The 7,749-nt window shown below is 73.4% G+C and carries 7 protein-coding genes; 5 read left to right on the forward strand and 2 right to left on the reverse strand.

Going from position 1 to position 7,749, the window contains the following annotated elements; all coding sequences use genetic code 11:
• Positions 1 to 54: 54 nt before the first annotated feature.
• Both ACFRMQ_RS18140 and ACFRMQ_RS18145 read right to left on the reverse strand, forming a co-directional pair.
• Positions 55 to 1,359, reverse strand: a complete 1,305-nt coding sequence (locus ACFRMQ_RS18140) for a glutamate-cysteine ligase family protein (protein ID WP_380731463.1) — start codon at positions 1,357 to 1,359, stop codon at positions 55 to 57.
• Between the two features lie 481 nt (positions 1,360 to 1,840).
• Entirely contained in the window at positions 1,841 to 2,794 is a 954-nt protein-coding gene (locus ACFRMQ_RS18145; RefSeq protein ID WP_380731464.1) for a pirin family protein, read from the reverse strand.
• A 94-nt stretch (positions 2,795 to 2,888) separates the two neighbouring features.
• Between ACFRMQ_RS18145 and ACFRMQ_RS18150 the strand changes: the two genes are divergently transcribed.
• The 5 genes from ACFRMQ_RS18150 (at position 2,889) to ACFRMQ_RS18170 (ending at position 7,670) form a co-directional block, all read left to right on the forward strand.
• The gene (locus ACFRMQ_RS18150; protein ID WP_380731465.1) at positions 2,889 to 3,377 is read left to right on the forward strand and encodes a carboxymuconolactone decarboxylase family protein; all 489 of its coding nucleotides are present in this window, start codon (positions 2,889 to 2,891) and stop codon (positions 3,375 to 3,377) included.
• A gap of 157 nt (positions 3,378 to 3,534) precedes the next feature.
• Positions 3,535 to 4,785 carry a serine hydrolase domain-containing protein gene (locus ACFRMQ_RS18155; protein ID WP_380731466.1) on the forward strand — a complete coding sequence of 417 codons (1,251 nt, stop codon included), beginning with the start codon at positions 3,535 to 3,537 and terminating at the stop codon, positions 4,783 to 4,785.
• 151 nt (positions 4,786 to 4,936) lie between these two features.
• Positions 4,937 to 5,704 carry a leucine-rich repeat domain-containing protein gene (locus ACFRMQ_RS18160; protein WP_380731467.1) on the forward strand — a complete coding sequence of 256 codons (768 nt, stop codon included), beginning with the start codon at positions 4,937 to 4,939 and terminating at the stop codon, positions 5,702 to 5,704.
• 268 nt (positions 5,705 to 5,972) lie between these two features.
• The gene (gene thrS / locus ACFRMQ_RS18165) at positions 5,973 to 7,235 is read left to right on the forward strand and encodes a threonine--tRNA ligase (RefSeq protein WP_380731481.1); all 1,263 of its coding nucleotides are present in this window, start codon (positions 5,973 to 5,975) and stop codon (positions 7,233 to 7,235) included.
• Between the two features lie 147 nt (positions 7,236 to 7,382).
• On the forward strand, positions 7,383 to 7,670 hold the full coding sequence (locus ACFRMQ_RS18170; RefSeq protein WP_380731468.1) for a hypothetical protein: 288 nt from the start codon (positions 7,383 to 7,385) through the stop codon (positions 7,668 to 7,670).
• The last annotated feature ends 79 nt before the right edge of the window (positions 7,671 to 7,749 follow it).

The following is a 7,749-nucleotide window of genomic DNA, read 5'->3' on the forward strand; positions in this document are numbered from 1 at the left end:
GGACCGCATGGTCCGGTGCGAACGCTTTTGTGCGAATGCCTCGGTGCCGTGCGGTCAGACGCGGAAGAGCTCGACGTAACGGCGCGGATCGCGCCGCAGGTCCGTCTCCCAGCGGTCGGCGCACTGCTCGGCGAAGGTCTTCCCGGTGTGCAGCACCTCGTCCAACGGGTCGAGGTAGGCCGACACCTCCGGACGCTCCAGGCCGGCGGCGACCCGGGCCCGCAGCCCTTCCCTGGCCAGTCGGACGAGTTCGCCCGCCAGTTCGCGCACCCGCTCGCCGCCGAGCACGGTGCGCAGCCCCTCGGCCGGGAACCTCGTCGTCGCCGCGTGCAACTGTGCCACGCTGTAGTGCCTCAGCAACTCCCAGGCCGCGGCCCGGGACGAGGCGTGATAGCTGAGCCCCACCCACAGCGCGGGTACGACTTGGATGTTCTCGTACGCGGGGCCGTCGGCGGCGCGCATCTCGAGGGTGTGGCGGATCCTGACGTGCGTCCAGATCTGCTTCAGATGGGTGGCCCATGCGCTGAGGAGCGGCTGGGTGCCGTCGGGGAACCCGTTCTGGAGGAGTGAGGAGAACGGCCGGTCGGGGGCGGGCCGCAGTGCTCCGGTCCGGTCCTGGTAGTAGATCATCGGGATGTCCAGCGCCCAGTCGACGACGGCGTCGAGGCCCACGTCGTCGCGCAAGGCCGGCCGGACCAGGCCGCAGCGCCGTGGGTCCGTCAGCAGCCAGTCCTGCGACCGGTGTGAGAGCAGGCCGTCCAGCCGGCCCCCGTACAGCGGCGAGTTGACGAGCAGTGCGGCGATCACCGGTGACGCGGCCGCCTGCATCCGCAACTTCTGCGCGAAGTCATCTTCGGAGAGGTGGTCGAGATGGACCTGGGTGCAGGTCGACATCGACAGGATCCGCGCTCCGTGACTGCCCGCCTCGCCGAGGCCGTTGAAGTGGTCGCGCATGAGCGGACTGCGGCTCAGGGGCACCCAGGGGACCGTCTCGATCCGGTCGAACGGCAGGTACCCGCCCGGCAGGAGCGCGAGGTCGAAGCGCCGCAGAAGCTCCGACAGCCGGCGGAGAGTGAGCCGTACGTCGTTCACCGCCGTGGCCACATCGGCCGCCGGAGGGGCCGAGTACTCCAGCTGGCCGCCGTGTTCGAGCCCGATCAGGCCTCCGGCGGCCGTCTCGACCCCGACCATTTCCCCGGCGTCGAACTGTGCCTTGCCGTCCCACTCCGCGAGCACGGTCTCCAAGACGGCCCGCATCCCGTTCCTTCCCCGGTAGGGAGCGGCGAGCCCGGTCTGCGGGTCGACGACGCCGCACTCGATCTCCAGCCCGATCCGCTCGGCTGCCGTCGCGGGCGCCACCAACAGCGATCTGAGATCATCCCGACTCAGCCCGGCCGTACCCATCCGCAAGCCTCCTCGCATCGGAACCTCCGCACACGGCGACGTCAGCGATCAGTGAACCCTGGTGCCCGGAGTGCGGTCGGCAGACATCGCCCCGACACCGGGCGGGTACGCCCGGCCGGACCTGTGCGCGGCACTGGGGCCGTGGGCGCCCGCGGGTACCGGTCAGCCGCTGAGTGCCAAGCCGGGCGGCCCCCGCCGACTGGGCAGGGCCGCGCGAGCGCGGGCGACGCCGCCGGGGGTGACGGCGGCCACGGTCCCGACGGCGACCGTTCCGGTGCCGAGGCCCGCACAGACGCGGCAGATTCCCGGCCGGGACACCGGATCGTGGCAGCGGCCGCTTCGGGGTGGGCGCGGGGGACTCCGGCTCGGGGGTGCGGCGGAGGCTCGGGGGTGCGACGGACTCGGCCGCCGCACCCCAGATCGGTAGAAGACCGGGTCAGCGCACGTTTCCGCGCGGCTTGAGGGGGATTCCCGGGAGCTCCGGGGCGGGCAGGCGGTCGCCCGGGTAGCCCTCGACGGCGCCGAAGCGGTCGGAGGCGGCCTGCCACTCCTCGCGGGCCCGGGCGATGTCCTCGTGGGAGCGCCCGATGAAGTTCCACCACATCACGATCTGTTCCTCGAAGGGCGTGCCGCCGAGCAGCACCAGCCGGGCGTCGGTCCCGGTGGTGTTGGTGAGGGTGAGGGTGCTGTGGCCGGGGGCGAGGTAGCCGAGTTCGGCGCGGCGCAGGAGGGTGCCGGAGAACCGGACCTCGCCGGTGTCGACGAGCAGGCCGTGTTCGAAGGCGGGGTCGATGTCGAGGGTGACGGAGGCGTTCGGGCGCAGGAGGAGTTCGGCGCCGAGCAGCGGGGTGAAGGTGGGGACGGGGGAGGTGTCGCCGGCGAGGGTGCCGAGGAAGACCCGGGCCTCGCCGCCGTCGAGGGCGACCGGGGCGGGTACGTGGTGGTGGAAGTCGCGCCCGGTGTGGCGGTGCTCCTCGGGCAGCGCGACCCAGAGCTGGACGCCGTGCAGGACGGTCGTGGCCGGGGTGGAGACCTCGGAGTGGGCGATGCCGTGGCCGGAGGTCATCAGGTTGACCTCACCCGGCCGGACGTACGCGTGCACGCCGAGGCTGTCGCGGTGCTCGATCTCGCCGGTGAACAGCCAGCTCACGGTCTGCAGGCCGGTGTGGGGGTGCGGGGCGACGTCCATGCCGCCGGTGCTCGCGATGTCGTCGGGCCCGTAGTGGTCGACGAAGCACCAGGCGCCGATCATGGTGCGGGCGCGCTGGGGCAGGGTGCGGCGTACGGTCATCGCGCGCGGGCCGCCGAGCGGGACGTCCCGGGCGGGCAGCACCTCCACGCGCGGGTCGGCGGTGGGGGTGGCGGCGAGGTCGGTGTCGGCGGTGCTCACGGGTGGGTCCCTCCCAGGTGCGATTAGTTCTATATTCAACTATCATGGCATGGCAGAGTGACGGGCGACAGTGTGACCAGCCTAAGGAGTCCAGGTGAGTGATGTGACGGTGGTCCCGACGGACCAGCGGGTGTTCATCGACAAGCAGAGCCCCCGGGCGTACCGGGCGCTGCTGGCGACCGCCGAGGCGGCCCGCGAGGTCGCGGCCGAGGCGGGGCTGGACCGCCGCCTGGTGGAGCTGGTCAACCTCCGGGTGTCGCAGATCAACGGCTGCGCCTACTGCCTCCACGTGCACACCAGGGCCGCGATCCGCGAGGGCGAGACCACCCAGCGGCTGGGCGTTCTCCCGGCCTGGCGTGACACCGAGGTGTTCAGCGACCGCGAGCGCGCCGCGCTCGGGCTGGCCGAGGCGACCACGGCTCCGGCGGATGCGGCGCTCCAGGAGGCCGCGTACGGTGTTGCGCGCGAGGTGTTCGGCGAGGCGGAGATCTCCGCGGTGGTCTGGGTCGCGATCGCCATCAACGCGTTCAACCGGGTGTCCATCCTGAGCAAGCACCCGGTCCGCCCGGCGGCGGTCCGGTAGCCGAGCGGGTCGGAGGGCCTCCACCTTCCGGTGGACGCCCTCCGTTCGCGGGTGTACGACCGGTTCCTCCCGGCGGAGGATGACGGGCCGTCAACCCGGCGGCGAGGCTGGGCACCGAGGGCGAGGAACTGCTCGCCGACGGCGAAGGTGGGGTCGCATGGCACGTCACACTCTTTCCATGCTGGTGGGCGCGGTCTGTCTGGCGCTGGCCGGGCCGGTGGTCGCGGCGGGCGCCGCCGAGGCCGCCGACGCGCGGCCGGGCACCGGAGACCCGAGGGCGGTGGCGCTGCGGGCGGTGACCGGCGCCGGCGCGGCCGGGGCGATCGCTGAGGTCAGGGACAGGAACGGGACCTGGCGCGGGGCCTCCGGGGTCTCCGACCTGGCCACCGGCGCCCCGATCCGCGCGGACGGGCGGTTCCGGGCCGGCAGCGTCACCAAGATGTTCACCGCCACCACCGTGCTCCAGCTGGTCGGCGAGGGGCGGCTGGGCCTGGACGACCCGGTCGAGCGCTACCTGCCCGGGCTCGTCCCGAACGGCGGCCACATCACCGTCCGCCACCTGCTCAACCACACCTCCGGCCTCTGGGACTCCACCAACGAGAAGGGCGGGGTCTTCCCCGACTGGGCGGACCTGCCGGCCATCGGCGACTGGCTGGACCGGGGCGGTCTCACCAGGCCCATCACCCCGGCCCAGGTGGTGGCCTCCTCGGTCGCCCACGCGCCCAACTTCCCGCCGGGAAGCGCGTACAGCTACTCCAACGTGAACTTCACCCTGCTCGGCATGATCGTCGAGAAGGTCACCGGGCACGGCTACGCCCAGGAGATCACCGCGCGCGTCCTGCGACCGCTCGGGCTGGACGACACCTACTTCCCGGGCGCGGCCACCGGCATCCGGGGCCCGCACGGGCATGGCTACTGGACGGTGCCCGGGAGCTCCGCCCCGGACGGCCGGAGCGAGCGGGACGTGACGCTGGAGAGCACCACCTGGGCGAATTCGGCCGGCTCGCTGATCTCCACGACGGCCGACCTGAACCGTTTCGACAAGGCCCTGCTGGGCGGGCGGCTGCTGCCGCCGACCCTGCTGAACGAGATGACCACGACCATTCCGATGAAGATCGAGGGGCTGGCGGACACGTTCGGCTACGGGCTCGGGCTGGCCCGCTGGCAGCTCTCCTGCGGTCCGATCTACGGACACAACGGCTCGATGCCCGGGTACAGCACCCAGGCGTGGACCACGGCCGCGAACGACCGGCAGGTGTCGCTGTCCGTGACGGCGCGCGGCGACGACACACAGGTGAACGCCGAGCTGATGGCGGAGATCGACTTCCTGGAGCAGGCCTTCTGCGGCACCGGCCCGCGGACGTCGGGTGCGGGGGGCCCGGCGCTCGGGTCGGCGAAGCTCGGCTGACCGGACCGGCCGCTGTGGCCCGCCGGTCAGGGCGGGGCGCGGCGGCGGTCTGCCGGTGCCTCGGGATGACCGGCACCGGCCTGGCCGGCCGGTGGTACGGTCGGCGACTGGCGGAGTGCCGGATCGGGCCGGACGCGCGGACGGAGGGGTGATGGCGGACGTGGCGGATGCGGCGGAGGCGACGGACGTGGCGGATGTGACGCTCAACCTCTGGCGGCGCCCCCTCGCCGAGGTCCCGGCCGGGACGTGGGACCGCACCGCGCTGACCGTGCTCATCCTCGCCGAGACCGGCATCAGCGAACTCCCGTCTGGGGTAGGGCGGTTGACCAACCTCCGAACCCTCGACCTCGGGCACAACCGGCTCGCCGCGCTGCCCGGGGAACTCTTCGGCCTCACCGGGCTGCGGGACTTCCTCTACCTGCACGACAACGCCCTGACCGCCCTGCCCGAGGCGCTCGGCAAGCTCACCGCGCTGCGCCATCTCAACGTCGGCGAGAACCGGCTCACCGAACTCCCCTCCACCGTCGGCGAGTTGTCCGCGTTGATCGAGCTGCGCGCGCAGCACAACCGGATCACCGCACTGCCCGAGTCGATCGGCGAACTCGGCGCGTTGCGCGAACTCTGGCTGCGCGGCAACGCGTTGACCGGCCTGCCGGACTCCGTCGGCCGGCTGGTCGAGCTGCGCGAGCTGGAACTCAGGGAGAACGCCCTCGCCGAGATCCCCGCCGCGCTCGCCGGCCTTCCGCTGCTGCGCCGCCTCGACCTGCGCGGCAACCGGATCACCGAACTGCCGGACTGGCTGGCCGAACCGGGCGCGCTGCCCGCGCTGGAGAAGCTGGACCTGCGGTGGAACGCGGTGCGGCCGTCGGCTTCGCTGTCGGCGGCACTGGCCGCGCGCGGGTGCGTCACGCTGTACTGAGCCGGTCGAGGTCTCCCGGAAAAGATCAACCGCCGCGAGTGCGGAGCTGTTACGGTGGAACGCATGAAGCGCGCTGCACTCGCCACGACGACGCCGGAGAGAGTCCCGGCGCGCTGACTGCTGACCCAGTCCGAAGCCCCGGGGCGAGTGCCCCGGGGCTTCGCCGTTCCCGGACCCACTCGCCCGCCGACCCGAGTGGAGACCACCCGTGCACGACCACCAGTCCTCGCCCCTGCGCTTCGATCCCGCGCGCCAGGAGACCGCCCACCTGGAGCCCGCGCGCCCGGAGCCCGCCCGCCCGGCGCGCGACCACCGCAAGCTCGGCCGTGAACTCGACCTGTTCGACACCGACCCGCTGATGGGCTCCGGCCTGCCGTACTGGCTGCCCGACGGCGCCGCGATCCGGCACTCCCTGGAGGAGTTCATTCGCGATCGCGAGCGTCGGGCCGGCTACCGGCACGTCTACTCCCCGGTGCTCGGCAAACGCGAGCTGTACGAGATCTCCGGGCACTGGGCGCACTACCGCGACGACATGTTCCCGCCCATGGAGCTGGGCTCGGAGGAGATGGTGCTGCGCCCCAGCCTCTGTCCGCACCACGCGCTGATCTACCGCTCCCGCTCCCGCAGCTACCGCGAACTGCCGCTGCGGATGGCGGAGTTGGGTGGAATGTACCGCTCGGAGTCGTCCGGGGTGCTGGGCGGCCTGACCAGGGTGCGGGCGATCCAGCTGAACGACGCGCACATCTTCTGCACCCCCGAACAGGCGGCCGACGAGGCCGTCGCCGCACTGGAGCTGATCCGCGAGGCGCACCGGGCGCTGGGCGTGGTGCCCGTCCGGTACCGCCTCTCGCTGCCCGGCGCGGGCGGCAAGTACGTTGCGGACCCGGCACTCTGGGAGCGCGCCGTCGCCCTGCTCACCGAGGTGCTGGAGCGCTCCGGGGTGCCGTTCGAGGCGGCGGAGGGCGAGGCCGCCTTCTACGGCCCCAAGATCGACGTGCAGATCGCCGACGGGGCAGGGCGAGAGTTCACCCTCTCCACCGTCCAGATCGACTTCCACCAGCCCGAACGGTTCGACCTCCACTACATCGGACCGGACGGCGCCAAGCACCGCCCGGTGATGGTGCACCGCAGCGTGATCGGCAGCGTCGAGCGGGTCGTCGCCCACCTGATCGAGCTCTACGGCGGCGCGTTCCCGGCCTGGCTCGCGCCCGTCCAGGTGGTGCTGCTTCCCGTCTCCGAGGCCGAGTCGCCACAGGCCGAGCGGCTGCGGCAGCGCTGTCTCGACCTGGGGCTGCGCGCCGAGATCGCCGGGCCCGAGCACGGCACCCTCGGCGCCCGGGTCCGCGCGGCCCGGCTGGCGCCGTACCAGGCGGTGATCGGGGCGAGGGAGGCCGTGGACGACTCGGTGGCGCTGCGGCTGCGGGACGGCCGGCGGCTGCGACCGCTGCCGGCCGAGGAGGCGTGGGCGCGGATCGGGGCACTGGTGGCAGCGTGTGACGCGCGGCTGTGGGCGGAGGACGTCGGGAACTGAGGGCCCGTCGGTGGGCGCGCCGGTGGCGTCCGTACGACTAGTGCGCCATGCGGTGTGTCGGTCGGGCCGGGGGCGGCGGCCGCCCGTCGAATGGGCCGGTCGGCCGATCCTGCGGCCGGCTGCCCCACCCGTACCGGAGGTACCCCGATGCGCTTCCCCCGCGGCTTCGCCGCTCCCGCCCTGGCCGGCTGTGTCGCCCTCGCCGGGGCCGTGGCCGCCACCCCGGCCGGCTCGGCCGAGCTCCGCCCGCTGCCCATCCACGCCGTCCAGTACTGCGCCGCCGTGCTCGGGCACGTCCCGGGGGCCGACGCCGCGTCGGCGGCCCTCGGGCGGGCCTGTTCGTCGGACTTCCGGGTCACCGGGTTCGCCCGGGCGGAGGGCGGCTTCGACGCCGCCGGGCAGTCGGCCGACGGCCCCGCGCCGTCCATGCAGTAGAGGGCGTCCCGCTGCCCGGCCCCGCTGCCCGGTCCCGCCGCAGGAGGGGAGCCGGGCGGCGCGTGCCGGTCAGCAGGAC

Origin of the sequence: Kitasatospora sp. NPDC056783 (assembly GCF_042789895.1) — a bacterium.
Taxonomy (GTDB): Bacteria; Actinomycetota; Actinomycetes; order Streptomycetales; family Streptomycetaceae; genus Kitasatospora.

Excerpts from the sequence above, each read along its gene's own strand:
- ACFRMQ_RS18155 (WP_380731466.1), top strand. The coding sequence starts at position 3,535 with ATGGCACGTCACACTCTTTCCATGCTGGTGGGCGCGGTCTGTCTGGCG.
- ACFRMQ_RS18160 (WP_380731467.1), top strand. The coding sequence starts at position 4,937 with ATGGCGGACGTGGCGGATGCGGCGGAGGCGACGGACGTGGCGGATGTG.
- ACFRMQ_RS18170 (WP_380731468.1), top strand. The coding sequence starts at position 7,383 with ATGCGCTTCCCCCGCGGCTTCGCCGCTCCCGCCCTGGCCGGCTGTGTC.